Here is a 21,336-nt window from a genome sequence, read left to right as displayed (position 1 = left end):
AGTTTTATCTTCAATTACTTTGCAGGTAAAATCTCAGTTATGACCAGCAAAAAAAATGGCGATACTCCAATACCCAAAGCCCCCCGGTACAACCGAAACCGGAAGTAAAGCCACTGGTTGAACCAGCTACGCCAGGTACCCCGGTTGAAGCCCCCTTTGTAAAGCCAGAGGAACGGCCTGGTGAAATATCGCCGTACAATTTTCCGCCGCCGGGAGAGGGCATCTTTCCGGAAATTTTTTGAACCAGTTTGAGGACGCCGAATTCATAAAACCATGAAATCAACAACAGTAAATCACGTGGCCTCCACCGAAACTTTGAAAACGATCTTTGAAAGAAGAGCGGTTAGGAAATACCTGCCTGACATAATAAGTGACGATATTCTTGAAAAGATAATTGATGCGGGCCGGATGGCGCCGTCGGCCATGAATGGGCAGCCGTGGAGATTTTATATTGTTACCCACAAGGATACGATTGCTTTGTTTTCAAGAGAAATTGCAAAAATCACTTCGAAAGTAGTGCTAAAAGCCGCAATCAAACATCCGATAAAAGCAATCAAAGCTCTTTTACATTTTTCACCCGGATCAATTGGACTGGAAGGTGAAGACCCTATATTTCATGGTGCACCGGTTGTTATTTTTATCACCGCGCCAAAAGATGATGAATGGGCCGGGCTTGATATCGGTATGTGCGCACAAAACATAATGCTGGCGGCAAAATCGCTAGGATTGGATAGCTGCCCTATCGGGTTTGCGAAATATATTGAACAAACACCTGTTTTGCACAAATTGGAAGTGCCGCGTGGAGAAGAAGTGCAGCTGGCCATTATTTTGGGCTATGGCGATGAAAAGCCTGAGCAGCATCCCCGGTTAAAAAACAATGCGATCTTTATTGACCGGATGGAATGTTGTTAGTGACGCCACACGGCTTGAATAACCTATAAATGATTTGAGCCATGGGATGTACCTGTAAGCGATATTTTGCTTATCACTGCCATCCTATGCCCCAATTAAATAATACTCATTTACTAATTCATTTTGGAAGGAAATACCAGCAGGGGCACCTTCAGTTCGGACAGGGCTTTTTTAGTTTTACTATGTGTAAACAGCCGGGCAAAAAATGGGCGCTGATGATGCAATAGCGCTAACAGCCCGGCCCCGGTTTCGGTACATAAATGATTCAACCTGTTAATTACGTCCTCCCCTCCGGCTTCGTGATAAGTTAATCCCTGGTATTTCAATTTGGTAAGCTTTTCTTTGAAAGCAAGTGCTTTGGCGCTTTGACCTGCCGCTTTCTGATCGGGTTTAATCACATGAATGATTTCAAGTTGATAATGGAAGAGTTTACCCAGCTTTACCAGGTAATGAATCGCCTTAAAGTCCGCCTCATCAAAATCTGTTGCGAATACCGCTTTGCGTATTTGTTTTAGGTCGGTTTTTGCAGGAACAATAAGCACCGGCCGGGTGACATGGTTTACTATTGAATTGGTGTCATCTCCGTATAAGGCGTCATCCCGGTCATGCGAACGCGCGCCCATAACAATTAGTTCAACCTCGTTTTTAACCAATATATCGGCTACATCCATTTCCAGGGAGCAGTCGTTTAATTCGAAAGATATAACAGGTTTACGGTTATCGGGCTCCAACTCACAGCTGAAGTATTCCAGGCCTTCTGTTAGTGATTCCAAGCCGCGCAAGCTGCTCTTTTTTCGCTCTGTAAACTCGTCTATAATCCATCCGGCACCTCCATAGGATGACATTGTTGCATAGTCAATATAGGTATTGAATAATAACAGGTCAGTATGCAACTTCCCGCTGAGCATTAATCCGGCTTCTGCGGCGCAAGTTGCGTTAGCAGAAAAATCAGTGAGCACCAATATCTTTTTCATGACATTTTTTCGTTGAATGAACTCCTTCATCAAAGAACCTGAATTTGACTGGTTTAATTAATGACCGCAGTCAAACTTTCCACTGATCGTGGTCATCAGCACCTTGGATACGCCACCTGTCCAACTGATCGCTAAACGTTCGGAGGTGCAACCCGAAGTAAAACGAACGCAAATTATACTTTAATCGTGATGATCATCAGTTAGTATAATGATCGCATTCATTTATTCGCAGGCATCACAACACATGGTTTCACCTGACGAATTATAATTTTTATCGAAAATCTGCCCTGAGGGCATAAAAAAAGCCCTTTTACAACTGTAAAAAGACTTTTAGAATTTGGGTCGGTAATGGGGCTAATTACGAATCAGTTTATAGCTGATTTACAGAAAATAGCCCGGATTTGAACACGTTGATCGTGCGAATCTCGAACCGGTCTAAAAATTATTGTATGGTCGTTTTTATAATTTATAGTGGCCTTCATACTTTTTACTAGAAAAATACCTGTCCGCAATCAGCGCAATTGGCAGGCCAATGGTTATAATTAAAATTCCCAATCCGATGGCTATTCCACCAATTTCCATGTGACTCCAGCCAATGCGGCTTAAAGGGACTATGACTAAGTGGGTGATAAGCCAGGCAATCAGCGCGAACACAACAGCAACCACATATTTGTTCTTTAAAAATGAGATAAACATGGGGTACATGACAAAAAGGACAGCCGTAATTGAATAAGCTATCAGGTAGTGAAAAAAAATCCCTGCGACAACCATTTCAAATCCCCCGGCAAATGCAGCTTTCCCGAATACTCCGCTTGCAATAAATTTAAAAACGGTTGCGGCCGGCATTTTGTGAGCCGACAGGATAGCCGCCACAGCATCAAGTGTACCTGTTAATAAACCAGCCCATGCAATAACTGTATACTTTCCGGGCTGTTTTTTGTCGTCGATTTTTTCCATTGATGTGATGATTAAAGTTGTCTGCATAAAAGTAATTGAAATATTTTATAAAAATATTTCAAAGCTATACAAGTTGGTTCATGTCCATTCCCAGTTTAAAACAGAAGCTTGTATATTTTCCCAATACCTGATTGCTAAAACATATAATCTGCATGAAGAAGATCAAAAAATGGATTCAAGACCTTAAGGTGCATTCAAACCAGCATACTGGCGATTATTGGCAAATTATTCGCTTTTCATTTATGATTAAAGAAAAACCTTAAAAAACATCAACAACTTCGAACTGCGTTTTTGGAGGCAAAAACGACTGTTAATGCATTAATATACAAAAAGTTATATTAAATAAAAAAAGAGGCAATCAAAAACTGACTACCTCTTTAAGGGTCGATAATGGGGCTATTTTCAAATAACTTTATAGCTGATTTAAAAAAAATAGCACGAATTTGAGGACGGTAATGGTGCAAGGTCGAACCACAAAACTATTGCGTGTTTATCTATATTAAATTTTTTGAGGCCCGGAAACCTCAGTCAGTTTTTCGTTAAACCTATTCAATTGCCAGAAGACGGATTGCTTAAAATCTTGCTGGGGCGGTTGCAATATCGTCAAAGAAATAGCCCTTCTCCGAGAAAATCTGTGATGCCCATACCTAGCGGATGATCTTGCGCATCAGGGTTGCCAAAAGACTAGTGTCATTACTATACTTTCTTTTGATCTCAATTTTCTTGCCGGTGCTGTCAGTGTATTTAATATCCTCGCTCAAGGGCTTTTTGAACAAAATATGTAAAGCTATCACCCCAATTCCCGCCAGTGAAACGATTAGTTCGGGAGTAAGAACGACATTCTTCTTGCCGCTTGTCTTGATAATCTTACTGACCATATCGCGGTATTCTACGGATTGCTCAGCCGTATTAATAAGTATAACACGAGCAAACTCTTCAATTTCGTCCATATGCGCCAGATAAAGCTCCGCATCGTTGTTATCCGTTTCTTCAGCTACATCGCCGGCAACAATCGCACTGACCGACAACGCGGCTTCAATTACTTCGGACCTGTTCAATTGACTAATTTGTTCGATCATTTTTTCCATAAGGCTAAATTACGCCTTTTATTACAAAAGGTGCCCAAAAATAAAAATGCGCAAACCGATCCCTTACGGCCAGACAAGCCAAACGATAGGCATCTCCACGGCTGACAGCTTCGGCGCGAAATTGGTAAAATTGCTCCAGCCAAAAGATTGCTGCTTCGTTGTGAATATCCCATTGGGGGCTGATCATTGTTAAAGTACCTTTAGCAAAGACCGCCTGTTCCAGCCCTTGATGTATCCCACCTTTTTGAATGGTCACCAAGCCGCTTGAACAAGCCATTGACACAAAAAGTTCAGGCGTGTTTTTAAGTCGCTCCAAATCTTTCCAGGTCAACAGAAAGTTTTTAAGAAATTGATGGTGACCAGTAGTCATTATTGGCGGTGGAAGATGTTTCCGATAAGCCAAACATATACCCCGGCCTTCAGTGCTATTACCAGATGCACCATGACAGAGAAAAACTACTTCGTCTGCCTGCTTGAGTTTGGTCATCACCACTTTCAGTGTCGCTTCAGTACCTAACGCAGAAACAGTTTCTTTGCCCATACTTTTAAAGTCCGCCAAAATCTTTTCATGTGTTTGGACTCGTTGTACATAGTCATCATTCGCCTTTGGTACCGAAACAACCATAACCTGACCTTCTCGCTTGGTGGTAGATTTCAAATGGCTCAATATCGTCACATTAGGCACCTGCGTAACATTATACACTTCCATCAAATACTGACCTTGGTCACTTCGAAGTAATTGCAATGGCAGATTTGCGAATGCCCGTCCCGGGCAAAAATGAATATGTTTTGTCGTACTACCTAAACAATTAACCACTGTTTTATAAAGTTGAGCTAGCATCGTATTGAAAGACCGAAGCTGTTGATCCAAAAATTCCGGAAAACCGGGAGATACATACTTAAAAGCCCGGACCACCTGGGCTTCTATTTTAGCGATGGCTTCCACCTCAAAAAGTTCTGGAAATAGCTGCAACCTGCCGCTGTTACTGTTAAAATGCAGTAAATGAACATACGGTCCCAATTCAAATACGACAAAGATGTCAGTATCCGGTGCTTTTTTAGAAAGTTCTTCGGTGAGCCTTTCTTGGCTTATCCTCTTACGCCGCTGAGCAATCTTTACCGCGATCTCCTGACCATATTTCAGGTCCACAGCAAGCAATAAAGCTTGCAAAGGAAGCAGGTTAAGCTCATAAAGGTGGTAAGCTATATGGACAAGTTGTTCCTGCATCTCATTAACGGATGTCAGCCACGCAGCAGCAAACTCCGCGTTATCTTGGGCTGGAATCTCTTGGTTCAGTGTTCTTAAAGTAAGCAAGAATTTTGAGGCCGCCGTTTCGAAATCTCCTGTTTCAAAATGAAATACCAATGCATAGTACATAGCCCTCCAATCCTGACCTAATAAGATATCCGGATGTTGCAAAGAGAGTTGCCGCGCCTTGTCCAATTCCTTATCACGTAGGTACTTGGAAAACAACAGCACAATTGTCATTTGCTTGTGGAGATTACTGGTAGAACCGACCCAGGCTTCTACTTCTGTTAGTGCTTGTTGTTCAGCTTCTAACTGGTCAATATATTTGTCCGATAGCATTAAGAAGATATTGAACATCTGGAACTTTAGGGCATCTTGAGCTTCTTTCATCTCCCTGAAGGCGATTGACAACTGTAAATAGGCCTGTTCTTCCTGCTGTTCCCTGATATAGGCCCAGGCAATCAGTGTAATAATCAGATAATGCTGAACATCAGTAACGGCTTTACTTTTTTCGTAAGGCAATAACAAAGGCAGCGCCTCCTTGCTAATATTGGCGATAATATAAACTTCAGCCAAGATCATCTCCAGGCCAAAATCCCCCGCTTGCAGTTTCAGTTGTTTGCGTCCGAGCGTTATTGCTTTTTTATAATTTCCTGTACGTTTATACAAAGTCATCTGGCGCGGTATCAGAACCTGATGCCAGTAAGCCTTCTCTTTTTCGTCAACATCATTACTTAACAGGCGGGTTTCGGCCAGTCGGCAAAAGTGAAGTGCTTGTTTCGTGCCAGCGTCGGCGTAAAAATGAGAAGCCTCAATATAATAAGCGACCTCTAACGAACCAGGCAATGTCGAAAGTTTTCCGGCAAATATATTCTCTGTATTGTGGACGATATCAGCAATGAGTTGTGAAGACAGATTAACACGGTAAGCTTTCGTCACGGCAATGTGCGTAATCATATACGCCACCCAAAAACCCTGAGCTTCATACGCATCCAGTACTTTTACCGACAACTCCATAGCTGTCCCGAAATTGAAGCTTCGCAGCAGCATGCAAAGATAAGTATGCAAGATATCTGCATTGTGATGAAGGACCGCCATATCACCAGCTTTTTGTACGTCCAGTTCAAGCAACGTATATAAATCAGTAGAAGGCTTGATCGGCTCACCACTGCCGTTCATCAAACGGGTAAAGTTGGATGCTGCATTGCCTAAACGCTGCGACCAACCATAGTGTTTCATGATCTCTAAAAGGCGGCTCAAATGAATAGCCTGCTCATTGGCCGCAGCCGCAAAAACGATATCCAAACAGCGGTCAATCACCACATCAGCTCCAACAAATAATTCCAGTATTTCGGCATTTAGTATCAACTGGCCAAAGTCAGTTGGATAATTTTCTTTAATGGAAGCCTCGTGTTTCCATACAAACAGCACCTTCATGACGAAATCGTCGACACGCGGATTTTTCTTTCCCGCCAAAAAGCAACCTATAGCAAAGGCGTATTCGCAAATCCACAACGCTTTGACGTCCTGCCAGTGAACACCCTCGGGAATACCAGCACAATTATCAGCCATCTTGGTTAACACTTGTTCTGTAAAACAAGCACTTGGAATTCCTGATTCCATACGTAAGAATAAAGCAGCGATCTCATTTCGCGTCATGCATTCCCTGATGAGCTCTCCGATTGTCGAAAGCACAATTTGTTGATAGACCTCTTCAATAGCCACAGGCTCACCAAACTCATCTTTTGCTTCGAATCTTACGCCCAGATATCCCCCGCAGAGTGCTAACATTCCTTGCAATTCAAACGGAGTATAGCTTTTTCGATCCATTATGCCATTACTTTTCGATATGTCGAAGCTGGAGAATAGTGGCTTTAAATCAGCGACGACCCAATTTCTAAGCTGAAATCGAAATTCAAGTTCATCCGTCAAGTTTTGCAGTACCGGATTTTCGACTTCGCGACCAACGTCACTGCTAAAAACAAAACCCTTACCACTACCGCTATTCAAAACAGAAATCTCAGTAACCAGATGAACAGACGCTTTACAAACAGGGCATATAAAGAGGTTAAATTTGCCGCTGATGAGACGAAATATCTCCGCATTATCTTTCGGATACAAGAAGTCACGAGGCCCAGGAATTACTGAAAATGGAATACTGCAATTCGGGCAGATGATAACGACCGAGGGATCACCTTCGCTGACGGATTTATGAGGCATAGTTTAGGGACATACTTAAATAAAAATTAAACCGATATTACACCATATTCAGAAAAAATGCTCAAATAACAATCTTAAGCATTATCGGGGAAGCGTAAATTTCAGTGTGAAGTTAACGACATCGCATCAAGCCAAAGAAATTTTCGATTCTTTATATCTCATTGCTAAAACATATAATCTGCATGAAGATGATCAATAAATGGATTCAAGACCTTAAGGTGTATTCGAACCTGCAAACTGGGGATTATCGGCAAATTATTCGCTTTTTTGCATCCGCAAACAAATAATGCTACAAATGTAATAAGACATATAGGTTTCATTGCAGGATGTTTTTTTTGACACAAATATATCTATATGACACAAAAAAAGCCTCCCATTTTCATGAGAGGCTATCCGGGTAAATGATGGGGCTCGAACCCACGACCCTCGGTACCACAAACCGATGCTCTAACCAACTGAGCTACATCTACCGTTTTGGAGTTTGCAAAAATAAGAATCTCCGGCTGATTTGCAAAGTCTTTTTTTGATTTAGTTTTTGCGAGGTTTAAATGTTGTAAAGTTTGAATGTCGGCGCCTGCCTCCGTAACAACTTTGTAAACTTAATCAACCCAATTCAACTCTATCAACTAAAATTACAATCTACTTACCCTTAAAACTTTAAACATATATAGCTTTGTACCATGGCAGAGCAATTGGTTGAATTAAACGTGACGGGGATGCATTGTAACAATTGCGCCCTGAGTATTCATAAACTTTTGGAGAAGAAAGGACTGCAAAATATTTTGGTTGATTTTGCCGGCGAGGAGGTGAAGTTTTCGAATAACGACCACATCGCGCTTCCCGGTATAATTAAAGACATTGAGGGTCTCGGCTTTAAGGTGGTCGACGACCCGGCAACCCAAATAACACCATTCTACGAAAAAATAGAGAATAAATTTGTTTTCTGCGCCGTACTTACTGCTCCTCTTTTATTGCACATGGTTTTGCCCTGGCACTTTCTGCACAACCCAATTGTTCAGTTACTACTTTGTCTGCCTGTTTTCCTGGTGGGATGCCTGCATTTTGGCAAAAGCGCTTTCAATTCAATACGCGGTGGTGTGCCAAATATGGATGTGCTGATATTTGTGGGTTCGACAGCCGCATTTATTTACAGTTTGGTTGGCACAATTGAAAATTTAGGCGAGCACTACGAGTTTTACGAAACCTGTGCCGCTATTATTACGCTGGTATTGCTGGGTAATGTGTTGGAAAAGCGGTCTGTTACACAAACCACCTCGGCGGTGAAAGATCTGATAAAGATTCAGTTGGTAAATGCCAACCGCGTGATTAACGGTGGAATTGAAATTATCAGCGCAAAAGAAGTGCGCCCCGGCGACACTTTACAGGTGAACCAGGGAGATAAAATACCTGTGGATGGCGAGGTGCTTTCTGGTAATGCATCAGTTGATGAAAGTATGCTCACGGGCGAAAGTATCCCGGTTGAAAAAGAAAAGTACAGTTCTGTTATTGGTGGCACAATTGTTCAGCATGGCAATATCAGGATGCTGGCAACCAAGGTTGGTTCAAATACTATACTGTCCCAAATAATTGACCTGATGAAAAAAGCACAGGCGGCAAAACCACCGGTACAAAAACTGGGTGATAAAGTTGCCGCTGTATTTGTGCCGGCTGTTATCCTGATTTCTCTGCTAACATTTGTGCTTACTTATTTTGCCGGGCATACCGGTATGCAAACGGCTTTAATGAATGCCATTGCTGTACTGGTAATTTCGTGTCCCTGTGCAATGGGCCTGGCCACTCCTACTGCCGTGATGGTGGGTCTGGGTCGTGCGGCAAAAAATGGCATCCTGATAAAGGGCGGTGACACTATTGAAGCAGTAGCAAACACTAAATACGTGGTATTTGATAAGACAGGTACGCTTACTACCGGGAAATTCCGGGTTAATGATATAAAAATTGCAGGTAAAATAAATCCGGAACTGGTACGTGGCGTCATAATGGCAATTGAGGAGCGCTCAAATCACCCGATTGCAAAATCGCTGGTAAGTGAATTGAAAACATTACCGATGGCCAAAGTAATTTTAAAGGCTGTTAAGGAAGAAAAAGGACTGGGCATGCGTGCCGAGGATGTGGAAGGCAATCATTATTTTTTAGGCTCAGGAAAGGCTACCGACGAAAGTGGATTTAACCTGTCGCTCTATAAAAACCAAAAATTGCTGGCTCAAATTGATGTTGATGACGAAATAAAGCCTGACGCAGCGGCCCTTATTGCTCAACTAAAAAAAATGGGTATTATCCCTGTTTTATTAAGCGGCGATAAAAAAGCCAGGTGCTTAAAAGTTGCACAGCAAATTGGCATCACCGATGTGCACGCCGAAAAGCTGCCTGATGAAAAACTGAAAGTGATAGACATCTACAAGCAAAAAGGCAAAACTATAATGATAGGCGATGGCATAAACGATGCCCCTGCCCTAACCCAGGCCGACGTTGGTGTATCAATGAATGACGCCAGCCAGGTAGCCATACAATCTGCACGGGTTGTGCTTTTAAACACCGACCTGCATTCGGTTATCAAATTTTTACAGGTAAGCCGCCACACGCTGCTTACCATCAAACAAAATCTTTTCTGGGCATTTGCATACAACATAATAGCTATCCCTGTAGCAGCACTGGGCTTTTTAAATCCGATGGTTGGCGCATTCACCATGGCCTTTAGCGACGTGGTGGTAATTGGAAATTCGTTAAGGTTGAAGCGGAAGAAATTAGGCCCCCCAGCCCCCTAAAGGGGGAGTAAAAAATGCCGTTTTAATTATTAAAACGTTTAATTTTACTTAATTTTGTTCCCCCTTCAGGGGGCTAGGGGGCATATGATTGAAATTTTTACAGACGGTGCATCAAGCTGTAACCCGGGGCCGGGTGGTTACGGGGTAATTTTACGTTCGGGTAAACATTACAAAGAGCTTTCGGAGGGTTTCCGTAAAACTACCAATAACCGTATGGAATTACTGGCCGTTATTAAAGGCCTTGAAGCTTTAAAATCGCTCAACCAGGATGTTACAATCTTTTCCGACTCTAAATATGTTATCGACGCCATCGAAAAACGATGGGTGAACGGCTGGCTGCAAAAAGGCTTTGCCGGCAAAAAAAATAAAGATCTTTGGTTACGCTATCTCGAAATAAGCAAGCTGCATAAGGTAAAATTTGTGTGGGTACGCGGTCACAATGGGCACCCTGAAAATGAGCGCTGTGATGTGCTGGCGGTGATGGCCGGAAAACAGAAAGGGTTACTTATCGATTCTGTTTTTGAGATGGAGAATGCTAAGGCAAACCTGCTTTAGCAAGTTGGCAGTATTGAGTACGCAGTTGGCAGTTAAAACGGTTGCAAACTGTACAACGGCAACCACAAACTACTTTCCCCCTAACTCAATAATCTGCAAATCCTGTATTTTATCCACATTAATTGCAAACCTGATTAGCGTGCGCACCTTTTGCCAGCCCTGTTTTCCCGCAGCGCCGGGATTAATGTGCAGGCAGTTGATTTTCTTATCGTAAATAACTTTCAGGATATGCGAGTGCCCGCAGATAAACAGCTGGGGCGGGTTGGTATAAATCTCCGGTTTTACCAGCGGACTGTACCTATCAGGATAGCCGCCGATATGGGTAATCCATACATCCACATTTTCGCATTTAAACCGCAGGTTTTCGGGGTAGGTTTTACGGATATCGCCACCATCAATATTGCCGTAAACACCTTTAAACGGCTTAAACGCCGCCAGCTTATCGGCAACTTCAATACTTCCAAAATCGCCGGCATGCCAAATTTCATCACATTTTTCAAAGTGTTTAAAAACTGCATCGTCAAGATAGCTGTGAGTGTCGGAAATGAGGCCTATTTTGGTCATTGACAAATATTAATAATTCAGGAAGAATGGCTGCAACAATATTTTGTATTCGCTGGTGTAAACTCCTGCGGCTTCGTAAATAGTTATGTTAGTTATCTCGGTTGTCTTCTCTTCAAACCCAAAACACACTATCTCCCTGTGCGGCTCTGAATGTCCGAACGACCGTATACTGATCTCCTTTTGCAAATACATTCCATTTTGAATGGCTAGCGACTTTATCAGTGCAACGGTCTGTACAGGTAAAATAAACCAGCAGGCTCCAGTCGGCAACAAATGTGCAGATACATCTTTCACCAAGCTTTCAAAAAAATCCGTATCGGTATGTTTTGCCAGTGTTGTTTTTGCTTTTGGTGATTCCAGCGAGTTAATAAAAAATGGCGGATTAGATACAATAAGGTCATACTTTTTAACGGGATGTTCATCAAAGAAAGCCCGAATGCTGGCAGGGAAAACGGTCATCCGGACACTGAATGGCGAATTTGCAAAATTATTGCCGGCTGTTTTAGCTGCGGATGTATCAATTTCAACCGCATCAATATGCGCATTGGTAAATCGTTGTGCCAACATCAAAGCTATAACCCCGGTGCCCGTTCCAATATCCAATATCGACGATGGATTTTCAGCTAAGACCATAGCGCCAAGCAATACGCCATCTGTGTTTATTTTCATGGCGCAACCAGTTTGGTCTACACTAAATTGCTTGAATTTGAACATACTTTAATTTACCAAACGCGGCAGCCTTTAAACAAGCGATGACAACATTAATTTCGGCTACCTTATATCCGACATTTTAGCATAACAGCACTGTGCATATGTAAATGCGCTGTCAATCTCAAAAACCTTAGTTTCGGTAACAGGTGCGCCGTTTAAGTTTTTAAAACTATAGGTATGCACTATTTCCCATCGTCCGTAGGCTCGCAGTGGTGCTTTTGCTCCCGGAAACATCCTGTCTTTTAATTTAACAACTTCCGAAAATCCATGGCTTTTGTAGCTGCCCGGATCTGCCAGGTGTTCATTTAAATAATTTCGTACCAATTCTTCGGCGGTACTTTGCCGCTTATCACATGAGGTAAAAAGAAATAGAAATGGGATGATAAATAGTAGTTGCCTGGTTTTTACTTTAATCACTTTACAAATTTTTAACGTTTCCAAATAGCGTGTTGCCTTGTTATATATTGAAGCTGCAAAAATAACAGAATCGGCATATTTAGTGCACGAATGACACCACATAACTTACCGCAAATTGTGACGGGTAGCTTTTTGAAGGCTGAATGACCAATTCTTCATCCTTTTGTTTCCATACCACGTCCCCTCCGCCTAACAACTTAATACCTGCTATTTTTCCATTCCCTGCTTTCATTCCCAAAGCTTTTATGGCGAGTTGTCCGTCCGGCAATCCTAAAGCAATAACGTATAAGGCATCGCCCTTAGTAGTAAAACGCACATCTCGCCAGGTAAACGGTTCTTTCTGATCAGCAAACGAGCCACTTGCAGATTTGGTTGGCCCCTCACCATATTCCTTCCATGGGCGGGTACCGTATATGGCTTCGCCATTAACCTCAAGCCACTTGCCGGTGCCCAACAGCGTTTGTGTTTCGCCATCGGTAATAGTACCATCGGCTTTTGGGCCGATGTTTAACAGCAGGTTGCCGTTTTTACTTACTATATCAATCAAATTAGTCACCACATAGCGGGCGTCTTTAAAGGTATTGGTGGTCGTATAGCCCCACGATTGGTTGCCGATGGCATCATCCGTTTGCCAGGCTTGTGGCCGAATGGTGCCCAGTTTACCCCGCTCCAGATCAAGCACCGCAACCCCATCAGGGAAGGAGCTGTTTTTATAGTTGATAACAACGCCTTTGTTCCAATCTAACCCTTTATTATAATAAAACGCAGCAAACGATTTGCGGTAGGGCGTTAGCGCAGGCTGCTCTATCCACCAGTCGAACCAAACCAGTTGGGGTTGGTAGTTATTCACTAGTTCGATGTCGCGCATCAGCCAATCATTCATATACTCTGGCGACATGGTTTCATTTTCCTCATGCGCAGGGCCATAATAATCATTGAATTTAGGATCGAGCACATCTGAGTCAAATTTCTTACCGCCATTCATAAAAAACCAATGCTCGATTCGGTGCGATGATAAACCAAAAACAAGGCCTTGCTTTTTTACCTCTGCGGCAAGTTCTCCCACTACATCACGGTGCGGGCCCATATCAAAGGCATTCCATTTGGATAGCGAAGTTTTATACATCGCGAACCCATCGTGATGCTCGGCAACGGGCACTACGTATTTGGCGCCGGCTTTTTTAAACAAAGCCACCCAGGCCTGCGGGTCGAACTTTTCTGCCTTAAACATGGGGATGAAATCTTTATAACCGAATTTACTCGGTGGACCATAGGTGGCGATGTGATGCTTATACTCATCCGAACCAACCTGGTACATCTGCCGCGGGTACCATTCCGAGCCAAATGCCGGCACGGAGTATACACCCCAGTGTATAAATATCCCAAACTTGGCATCGCGGAACCAGTCGGGAGTTTTGTATTTAGAGAGTGATTCCCAGTTGGCCTGGTACCTATCCTGTGCAAACACCGTTTGGCTAAAAGCGAAGATCACTAAACAAATTGAAATAGTTTTTTTCATGATTTTCATGGGATAAAATATTAAGGTTGATATTTTGATTAAGCCTAAAGGTTTCCCTTCTTCATCTCCCCCACCGCATAAGTCGCCGCCCTGGCCGTCAACGCCATATACAAAATAGATGGGCTTTGGTTACCCGTACTGGTCATACATGCGCCATCGGTAACAAAAACGTTTTTACAAAGGTGCAGCTGGTTCCACTCATTTAGTAATGATGTTGCAGGGTCTTTACCCATGCGGCAGCCGCCCATTTCGTGGATATCCAAACCCGGATTCTGTTTATTTTCATAAGTGGATACGTTTGTGCAGCCGGCCTTTTCCAGCATTTCTTTGCTTTGGGCCAAAAAGTCTTTTACCATCCGCTCATCATTGGCATCATACTCAACCGATGTTATTAATAGAGGTATCCCCCACTGGTCTTTTTGATCGTCGCTTAGCCTTACGTGGTTCGTTATTTTAGGAACTGTTTCGCCTTGCATATACATATAAACCGTCCAGCGGCCTGGTTCGGTAAGCGAATCTTTGTAAGTCGCCCCTATTTCGCCGTTCTGTGTTTCCACAGGGCCTCGTTCGCGGTTAGCACCCATAAAGGTGGTGAAGCCGCCAAAATAATCTGTTTCCTGCGTATTTAAGTTACGGTAATTAGCCAGAATCAATTCAGTTGGATTGCGGCCATAATAATAACTATCTAAATAGCCTTCCATTTCGCCACCGACCGATGCCCGGTAATTCTGGAATGCCACGTATTTGCCAAGCAAGCCATTGTCGTTCCCCAGGCCGTTAGGGAAACGCTTTGATTTTGAATTCAGCAACACTAAATTGCTGTTTAGCGCCGAAGCATTTAAAAATATAATGCGCGCAAAATAATCAGTTTGCTCTTTTGTGTTGGTATCAATAACCCTCACCCCTATTGCCTTACCCAATTTCTCATCATAAATAATGGAATGCACCACCGAAAAAGGCCTGATGGTTAAATTACCGGTGCGCTTAGCCCATGGCAGCGTTGAACTGTTCGAACTAAAATATCCGCCAAACGGGCAGCCGCGCATGCACAGATTACGCGCCTGGCATTGTACACGGCCCTGGTCTAAGTGTATTTGGTTGGGTTTGGTTAAGTGTGCCCAGCGGGCATGTACCAAATGCCTGTCGGGGTAATGTTCGTTTATTTTTGTGCTGATGGCTGCCTGCACCACATTCATATCAAACGGCGGCAAAAATTCACCGTCAGGCATCGATTCCAGCCCGTCCTTATTACCGCAAACACCGATGAACTTCTCGACGTGCGAATACCATGGCGCAACGTCGTCATATCCTATAGGCCAGGCAATACCATATCCATAACGCTCTGGATTAGTAAATTCATACTGGCTCCAGCGCTGGCAGGCGCGACCCCAGGTAAGCGATTTGCCGCCAACCTGGTAGCCCCTTATCCAGTCAAAGGGTTTTTCCTGTATGTAGGGGTGATCTTTATCTTTTACAAAAAAATGCGCGTTGTCTTCGCCGTAACCGGCAGCTTTGCTTATCAACGGATCTTCTTTTAACATTGCCGTTGTCATCCGGCCGCGATGCTTAAAGTCCCAGGGCGGCATGTTGGCGGTAGGATAATCTTTCACGTGTTCCACATTGCGGCCGCGCTCCAGCACCAGTGTTTTTAATCCCTGTTCACACAATTCCTTGGCTGCCCAGCCGCCGCTAATGCCCGAGCCAATTACGATAGCATCATACGTGTTTTTATCAATTCCTTTCGACATGTATTATAGGTTTCACCGCCCTGGTCAAAGCGTTACGCAATTTATTACTAAATGATGTGTTTAGGAAAATAATCTTTGTCTTGTGACCACAGAAATTAGGGTGTCATCCCGATGCCATGATAGGGAAATTTCAGTTTAGCGTTCCATTTTTCCACGCGGAACACCCGGAACGCTATGAAACACGCTCATTATCAGGCGCTCTAATTTTACCCATTCGCCAAATAACCGATGCTATTTGATAAATTTCACAAGGTCACACAAAAAACGCTTGGCCTTAACGGCATCATTTCTCATAAAGTTCAACCGGTAACCCATCCGGGTCGGCAAAAAAAGTAAAACGTTTGCCGGTAAATTCGTCTACTCTTATCGGTTCAATTTCAACGCCGAAGCTTTCGATATGGGCTATTGCTGCTTCGATATCATCAACCTCAAAAGCTAAATGCCTTAACCCTGCAGCCTCGGGCCGGGATGGCCGCGCAGGCGGATTTGGAAAAGAAAAAAGCTCAATTTGGTACTGGTTACCCACTTCCAAATCGAGCTTGTATGATTGTCGCGCTTCGCGATAAACTTCGCGCACTATTTTTAAACCGAGCACCTTGCTGTAAAAATGTTTGGACTTTTCATAATCCGAACATATTATGGCGACGTGGTGAATACGGTTTAGCTTAAGCATGCTGTGGGCTATTTTTTCATTAGGCAATTTACAAACCGGTCCTGCGGGAGACGCAAATATTGCGTCTCTACAAAATCGTTTTGACTTTAGACTCCCGACTAAAGACTTCGGACTCTTCCCTTACGCTCCTAATATCTCGTGCAGCACATTATTATACACCATCTTAATATCGGTGATGTGCCCAAACAGTTCTTCATCAACATTTAAAAAGCCGTTTGATACGGTTCCTAACAGGCTGAAATCAACCTCGCTGGTGGCCATCATTTCAATAAAACGCTCCTGGTCGGCTGGGGCAACGCTAACTACTACCCTGCCTTGTGCTTCACCGAATAGGAAAGCATCTTTACGAATAGCGCCGTCAGTTTCAATGGCAAAGCCCAAACCGTTTGGCATGGCCGATTCAACCAATGTAACGTACAAACCACCGTCAGCCACATCATGCGCTGATTGGATTACTTTATGCTGTATCAGTTGTTTTACCACCTGGTGCATTGCATATTCCTTATCCAAATCAAAATATGGGGCAGGCGCTTTTGTTATTTTATGGTATGATGCCAGGTATTGCGACGAGGCAATATCATTTACCGATTCACCTATCAAATAAATCAAATCATCAGGTTGTTTAAAGTCCGATGTCATCATGTTGTCCAGGTTATCCATTACGCCAAGCATACCGATGGTAGGTGTCGGAAATACCGGGCCGTCATCTGTCGACTGGTTATAAAAGCTCACGTTACCACCTGTTACCGGGGTTTCAAACTTTCGGCAAGCTTCGCCCATGCCTTTTATGGCGCCCACAAACTGCCAATAAACTTCTGGTTTGTATGGGTTGCCAAAGTTAAGGCAGTTGGTTATGGCAACCGGCTCACCACCTGCGCAGGTTATGTTACGCGCTGCCTCGGCAACTGCAATGGCAGTTCCTTTTTGCGGATCGGCGTATACATAGCGCGACTGGCAATCTACTGTAATTACTATGGCTTTATCAGTATCTTTAACAGCAACCACAGCAGCATCGCTTGGGCGATTGGTTGTCATGGTGGCTGTGCCTATCATCGAGTCATACTGGTCGGTTACCCAACGTTTTGAGGCAATATTAGGGTGACCGATCAAGTGCTCGGCAACTGCAATTAAATCAGCAGGCTCGGCAACATCCTCAATTTTAAATTTCTGATTTTCGGCGAAGTAAGCAGGTTCGCGATACTCGCGTTCGTAAACCGGGGCGCCGCCGCCCAATACCAAATCATCGGCAGGCACATCGGCAACCATTTCGCCGTTCATATAATATACCAGGCGTTTGGTATCGGTTACCTCGCCTATTATAGCGCAATTTAAATCCCATTTATCAAAAACGGCTTCCACTTCAGCTTCGCGGCCCTTCTGCACCACAATCAGCATGCGCTCCTGCGACTCAGACAGCAAAATTTCGTAAGGCTTCATGTGTTCCTGGCGCATTGGTACTTTATCTAAATAGATAATCATACCATGCTCGCCTTTAGCCGACATTTCGGAGTTAGAGCAGATAATACCTGCCGCGCCCATATCCTGCATACCTATAACGGCACCGGTTTTTATAACTTCAAGTGTGGCTTCCAATAATAGCTTTTCCTGGAACGGATCGCCTACCTGTACTGCAGGTAAGTCGTTAACAGAGTCTTCAGTGATGTCTTTTGACGCAAAAGCTGCACCATGTATACCGTCTTTACCTGTGGCTGAGCCCACGATATAAACCGGGTTGCCAACACCATAGGATGTAGCCGACACAGTTTCACCGGCTCTAACAATCCCGGCTGAAAACGCATTAACTAAAGGGTTAACGTTATAGCAATCGTCAAAAAATAATTCGCCACCCACGGTTGGGATGCCGAATGCATTGCCGTAGTGGCTGATGCCTTTTACCACGCCCTTAACCAACCATTTGGTACGGTCGAGGCTTAAGTCGCCAAAGCGCAAGGAGTTTAGCTGTGCAATCGGCCTCGCACCCATGGTGAAGATATCGCGGTTGATACCGCCGACACCTGTTGCTGCGCCCTGGTATGGCTCTAAAGCCGAAGGGTGATTGTGCGATTCTATCTTAAAGGCACAGCCAACGCCGTCGCCAAGGTCAACTAGTCCGGCATTTTCTTCACCCGCTTTGGCCAGCATACGCGGACCATCTTTTGGCAAAGTTTTTAGCCAGGTGATGGAGTTTTTGTACGAGCAGTGCTCGCTCCACATTACCGAAAAAATAGACAATTCGGTAAAGTTGGGCACACGCCCTAATATCTCTTTTATACGTTCAAATTCTTCGGGTAGTAAGCCTAAATCTTTGGCGGTTTCAACGGTGGTTAATTCCTGGTGCTCCAATGTAATATCGTTTTTTTGAAAGGAAGCACAAAATTAGGAAAAAAGGTTGGAAAATCAGTCCGAAAGTCCGGAAAGTCCTCAAGAAAAAGTCATTTAATACCCACTGTCGCCTGTAGCTTGTCTATTTAGACAAGTACTTTTGGTAAGATTATTAAACACCTTTTTTGCGACTGCGCAATTGCCTTCGCCATGCTGCCAACGAAATTGATTTACCGGTAATCATGTCGTCATATTTGATCGTGTAGTTACGGGCATCAACTTCATACCAGTCATAAGTACGCAACTGGAAGCCCAGGTCTTCGCTGATGCTAACCTTATAATAGTTCTCAGTCTTTGTAGGAGTGTTTTGAATACATGCCTTTATCAGACATTTAACGTGTGCTTTTTTTCGATGTTGATTCTCCTTTACAATTTCAGGCAAGGCGTTAATTAGTCTCAGTACCTTTTTTTCCCGGTCATTTGTACCAACGAAATCCTGGGCATTTATTTCTTTATAAAAACAAACGGTGAGAAAAAAAGCGAGAACGATGAATTTCATTGAATTGTAAAGCTTTATAAAAATACATTAAATTAACTGCTCGTCAACTTAATCAAAGCCCAATTAAATAAAAAAAGGGATAACAAAAAGGAAGTCAACCTTTAATGCTATCCCATAAAACCAGCCCGAAACTATTAATCACGTAGTTTAGCCCAAGTACAATCAAACCGGTTTTTATTTATTGTGCTCAGTTTAGTTTACATTAGTTTATAACTTGAGAAACTCCAGGCCTTTCGCCTTTTGCCTTTCACCTAAATTTCCGGTGCCTGGAAAGTGATCGGTATTGAATATTTTACCCTTACCGGCTGGCCATTTTGCATACCTGGCTTCCATGCTTTAGCCAACTTTAAAACGCGCAGGGCCTCCTCATCAAAACCATGGCCGGCTGCTTTGTCAACAGTTATATTCGACAGGCTCCCATCTTTTTCAATGATAAAGCTTAAATAAACTTTGCCGCCTACGCCCTCCTCTTGTGCAACCGCCGGGAAACGCAGGTTCTTGCTTAAAAATTTGTTCCAGGCTGTTGCGCCACCAACAGGTTCGGGCATAAAATCAACCGTGTTTACGTTGTAAACTATTTCAGGTGCTGGGGTTACCGATGGCCCCGGTTCAATAGCGGGCGGCCCGTGTTTTATATCTCCACCATCGCTAGTTACTGGTCCTATTAAAGTATTGGTAAGGGTTGCGTTGATTACCGGCTGCTTTGCGGCTTCGGCATCGGGCCTTACAACGGGGGGTACAAAAGCAGTCGTCTTAACTGGTTCGGATACCTTTGGTGGCGTTACCGGCTCAATTGGTTTTGGCGGATGCACTGCCTCCGGCGGTTTAACATTAGGGTCGATTTTTACAATTGTGGTATCGTTGGTCGGCAACGGTTGCACAGCAGGGCTTGTCTTGAAAACCAGCGTGCTGCCAAACAAAACCCCCACACCTAAAAAAGTGATGGCCATTGCTTTCACCATCGTATTAGAATAACTGTGACGTAATTCATAAGCGCCGTAAGCCTTGTTACGGTCATCAAACACCCGGTCGGTCCACTCGGTGTCGTACAAATTAAATTTTGAAGTAAGCATAAGGTTGAAATTAAGATTAGGTTAAAGCCTGTTGTTTGTTATTATTAATGAGTAAATTATTGGTCGGCTAACTGGAAATTAATTGGGATGGAATATTTAACCCTTACCGCCTGGCCGTTTTGCATACCGGGTTTCCAGGCCTTGGCTAATTTTAATACGCGAAGGGCCTCTTCATCGAAACCATGCCCTGCCGGTTTATCGACGACTATGTTTGATAAACTGCCATCTTTTTCAATAATAAAACTCAGTAACACCCGGCCACTAACCCCATCTTCCTGTGCAACAGCCGGAAAGCGCAAATTCTTATTTAAAAATTTGGCCCAGGCAGCCGCGCCGCCCACCGGCTCCGGCATAAAATCAAGTGTGCCTAAATTGTGAACACTATTGTCAACCGCTGGCCCATCGCCACCTGTTCCGGGTTTATCCTCCGGGATGTCAATATTTACACCCGTTGTCCCTTTTAGTGTTTGCTGACCAATAGCCGATCCTTTAATGTCATCATTTTTAACCGGATCCTGTGCTTTTAAATCGACAACTACTACCGGGGGTACATCCCTTATGGTAGCAATGGTTTTCACCGGCTGCGGCTTAATATGTTCAGGCGCTTTTGGTGGTTCAATTTTTTTAATCGGCTCCACGGGTGGCATAACATTCGGACGCAGGTCTACAGGGGTAATGTGCACAATTTCTTTACGCGAGCTGGCGTAAATACTGACCGCACACAGAACACCGATAGAAAAAAATGTGATAAGCATTGCCTTAACCATGTTATTGGCATAGTTGTGCCTTAAATCGTACGCGCCGTAAGCCTTGTTGCGGTCGTCGAATACAAGATCGAGCCACTCGTTCTTGTACAAATCAAATTTTGAGGTTAGCATAGTGGTTGAAATTTAATTTTATATTATAACGCTATTCCCCTATTTAGTATTGCAACTTTGTTACTTTTATCATTATTGCAATAATAAAATGCAACTTTGTGTATTTTTATAACTAAAACATTAGTTTATTGCAA

18 protein-coding genes and 1 tRNA gene are annotated in these 21,336 nt (G+C 43.5%); 3 read left to right on the top strand and 16 right to left on the bottom strand.

Features of this window, described 5'->3' with window-relative positions:
- Nucleotides 1–37 precede the first annotated feature (37 nt).
- Nucleotides 38–223: a hypothetical protein gene (locus tag NAF19_RS14960; RefSeq protein ID WP_252790871.1), complete on the bottom strand. Its 186-nt coding sequence runs from the start codon at nt 221–223 to the stop codon at nt 38–40.
- Between the two features lie 50 nt (nt 224–273).
- On the opposite strand from NAF19_RS14960, the gene NAF19_RS14955 reads away from it, so the two are divergent.
- Nucleotides 274–912, top strand: a complete 639-nt coding sequence (locus NAF19_RS14955; protein WP_252790870.1) for a nitroreductase family protein — start codon at nt 274–276, stop codon at nt 910–912.
- Between the two features lie 113 nt (nt 913–1,025).
- On the opposite strand, the gene NAF19_RS14950 is transcribed toward NAF19_RS14955, so the two are convergent.
- From NAF19_RS14950 to NAF19_RS14930, 5 genes are all read right to left on the bottom strand, one after another.
- The gene (locus NAF19_RS14950) at nt 1,026–1,886 is read right to left on the bottom strand and encodes a universal stress protein (protein ID WP_252790869.1); all 861 of its coding nucleotides are present in this window, start codon (nt 1,884–1,886) and stop codon (nt 1,026–1,028) included.
- A 459-nt stretch (nt 1,887–2,345) separates the two neighbouring features.
- On the bottom strand, nt 2,346–2,843 hold the full coding sequence (locus NAF19_RS14945; RefSeq protein ID WP_252790868.1) for a hypothetical protein: 498 nt from the start codon (nt 2,841–2,843) through the stop codon (nt 2,346–2,348).
- A 647-nt stretch (nt 2,844–3,490) separates the two neighbouring features.
- The gene (locus tag NAF19_RS14940) at nt 3,491–3,931 is read right to left on the bottom strand and encodes a hypothetical protein (RefSeq protein ID WP_252790867.1); all 441 of its coding nucleotides are present in this window, start codon (nt 3,929–3,931) and stop codon (nt 3,491–3,493) included.
- 4 nt (nt 3,932–3,935) lie between these two features.
- Nucleotides 3,936–7,400, bottom strand: coding sequence for a CHAT domain-containing protein (locus tag NAF19_RS14935; RefSeq protein ID WP_252790866.1), 3,465 nt, complete (start codon nt 7,398–7,400; stop codon nt 3,936–3,938).
- A gap of 396 nt (nt 7,401–7,796) precedes the next feature.
- Nucleotides 7,797–7,870 (bottom strand) — tRNA-His (locus NAF19_RS14930).
- A 210-nt stretch (nt 7,871–8,080) separates the two neighbouring features.
- Here NAF19_RS14930 and NAF19_RS14925 point away from each other — a divergent pair.
- Both NAF19_RS14925 and rnhA read left to right on the top strand, forming a co-directional pair.
- Nucleotides 8,081–10,183, top strand: coding sequence for a heavy metal translocating P-type ATPase (locus NAF19_RS14925; protein WP_252790865.1), 2,103 nt, complete (start codon nt 8,081–8,083; stop codon nt 10,181–10,183).
- An 84-nt stretch (nt 10,184–10,267) separates the two neighbouring features.
- Nucleotides 10,268–10,738 (top strand): ribonuclease HI, encoded by a 471-nt coding sequence (gene rnhA / locus NAF19_RS14920; RefSeq protein WP_252790864.1) that lies wholly within the window; start codon nt 10,268–10,270, stop codon nt 10,736–10,738.
- A gap of 69 nt (nt 10,739–10,807) precedes the next feature.
- On the opposite strand, the gene NAF19_RS14915 is transcribed toward rnhA, so the two are convergent.
- The 10 genes from NAF19_RS14915 to NAF19_RS14870 all read right to left on the bottom strand — a co-directional run bounded on the left by NAF19_RS14915 (nt 10,808) and on the right by NAF19_RS14870 (nt 21,202).
- Complete coding sequence (locus NAF19_RS14915; RefSeq protein ID WP_252790863.1) at nt 10,808–11,302, bottom strand: metallophosphoesterase family protein; 495 nt, start codon at nt 11,300–11,302, stop codon at nt 10,808–10,810.
- Between the two features lie 9 nt (nt 11,303–11,311).
- Nucleotides 11,312–11,971 (bottom strand): tRNA1(Val) (adenine(37)-N6)-methyltransferase, encoded by a 660-nt coding sequence (locus tag NAF19_RS14910; RefSeq protein WP_252790862.1) that lies wholly within the window; start codon nt 11,969–11,971, stop codon nt 11,312–11,314.
- 102 nt (nt 11,972–12,073) lie between these two features.
- Nucleotides 12,074–12,430, bottom strand: coding sequence for a hypothetical protein (locus NAF19_RS14905; protein WP_252790861.1), 357 nt, complete (start codon nt 12,428–12,430; stop codon nt 12,074–12,076).
- A 79-nt stretch (nt 12,431–12,509) separates the two neighbouring features.
- Complete coding sequence (locus NAF19_RS14900; RefSeq protein ID WP_252790860.1) at nt 12,510–13,949, bottom strand: alpha-L-fucosidase; 1,440 nt, start codon at nt 13,947–13,949, stop codon at nt 12,510–12,512.
- Between the two features lie 44 nt (nt 13,950–13,993).
- Nucleotides 13,994–15,697, bottom strand: coding sequence for a GMC oxidoreductase (locus NAF19_RS14895; RefSeq protein WP_252790859.1), 1,704 nt, complete (start codon nt 15,695–15,697; stop codon nt 13,994–13,996).
- 283 nt (nt 15,698–15,980) lie between these two features.
- Nucleotides 15,981–16,370: an SMU1112c/YaeR family gloxylase I-like metalloprotein gene (gene gloA2 / locus NAF19_RS14890; RefSeq protein WP_252790858.1), complete on the bottom strand. Its 390-nt coding sequence runs from the start codon at nt 16,368–16,370 to the stop codon at nt 15,981–15,983.
- A 120-nt stretch (nt 16,371–16,490) separates the two neighbouring features.
- Complete coding sequence (purL, locus tag NAF19_RS14885) at nt 16,491–18,713, bottom strand: phosphoribosylformylglycinamidine synthase subunit PurL (protein ID WP_252790857.1); 2,223 nt, start codon at nt 18,711–18,713, stop codon at nt 16,491–16,493.
- Nucleotides 18,714–18,864: 151 nt separating this feature from the next.
- Nucleotides 18,865–19,251 (bottom strand): hypothetical protein, encoded by a 387-nt coding sequence (locus tag NAF19_RS14880; protein ID WP_252790856.1) that lies wholly within the window; start codon nt 19,249–19,251, stop codon nt 18,865–18,867.
- Nucleotides 19,252–19,502: 251 nt separating this feature from the next.
- Entirely contained in the window at nt 19,503–20,324 is an 822-nt protein-coding gene (locus tag NAF19_RS14875) for an energy transducer TonB (protein WP_252790855.1), read from the bottom strand.
- A 56-nt stretch (nt 20,325–20,380) separates the two neighbouring features.
- Nucleotides 20,381–21,202 carry an energy transducer TonB gene (locus tag NAF19_RS14870; RefSeq protein ID WP_252790854.1) on the bottom strand — a complete coding sequence of 274 codons (822 nt, stop codon included), beginning with the start codon at nt 21,200–21,202 and terminating at the stop codon, nt 20,381–20,383.
- Nucleotides 21,203–21,336 lie beyond the last annotated feature (134 nt).

Origin of the sequence: Mucilaginibacter flavidus, assembly GCF_024055575.1 — a bacterium.
GTDB lineage: Bacteria > Bacteroidota > Bacteroidia > Sphingobacteriales > Sphingobacteriaceae > Mucilaginibacter > Mucilaginibacter flavidus.
Note: the sequence above shows the minus strand (reverse complement) of the source record. Positions and strands in the feature narration are given on the sequence as shown.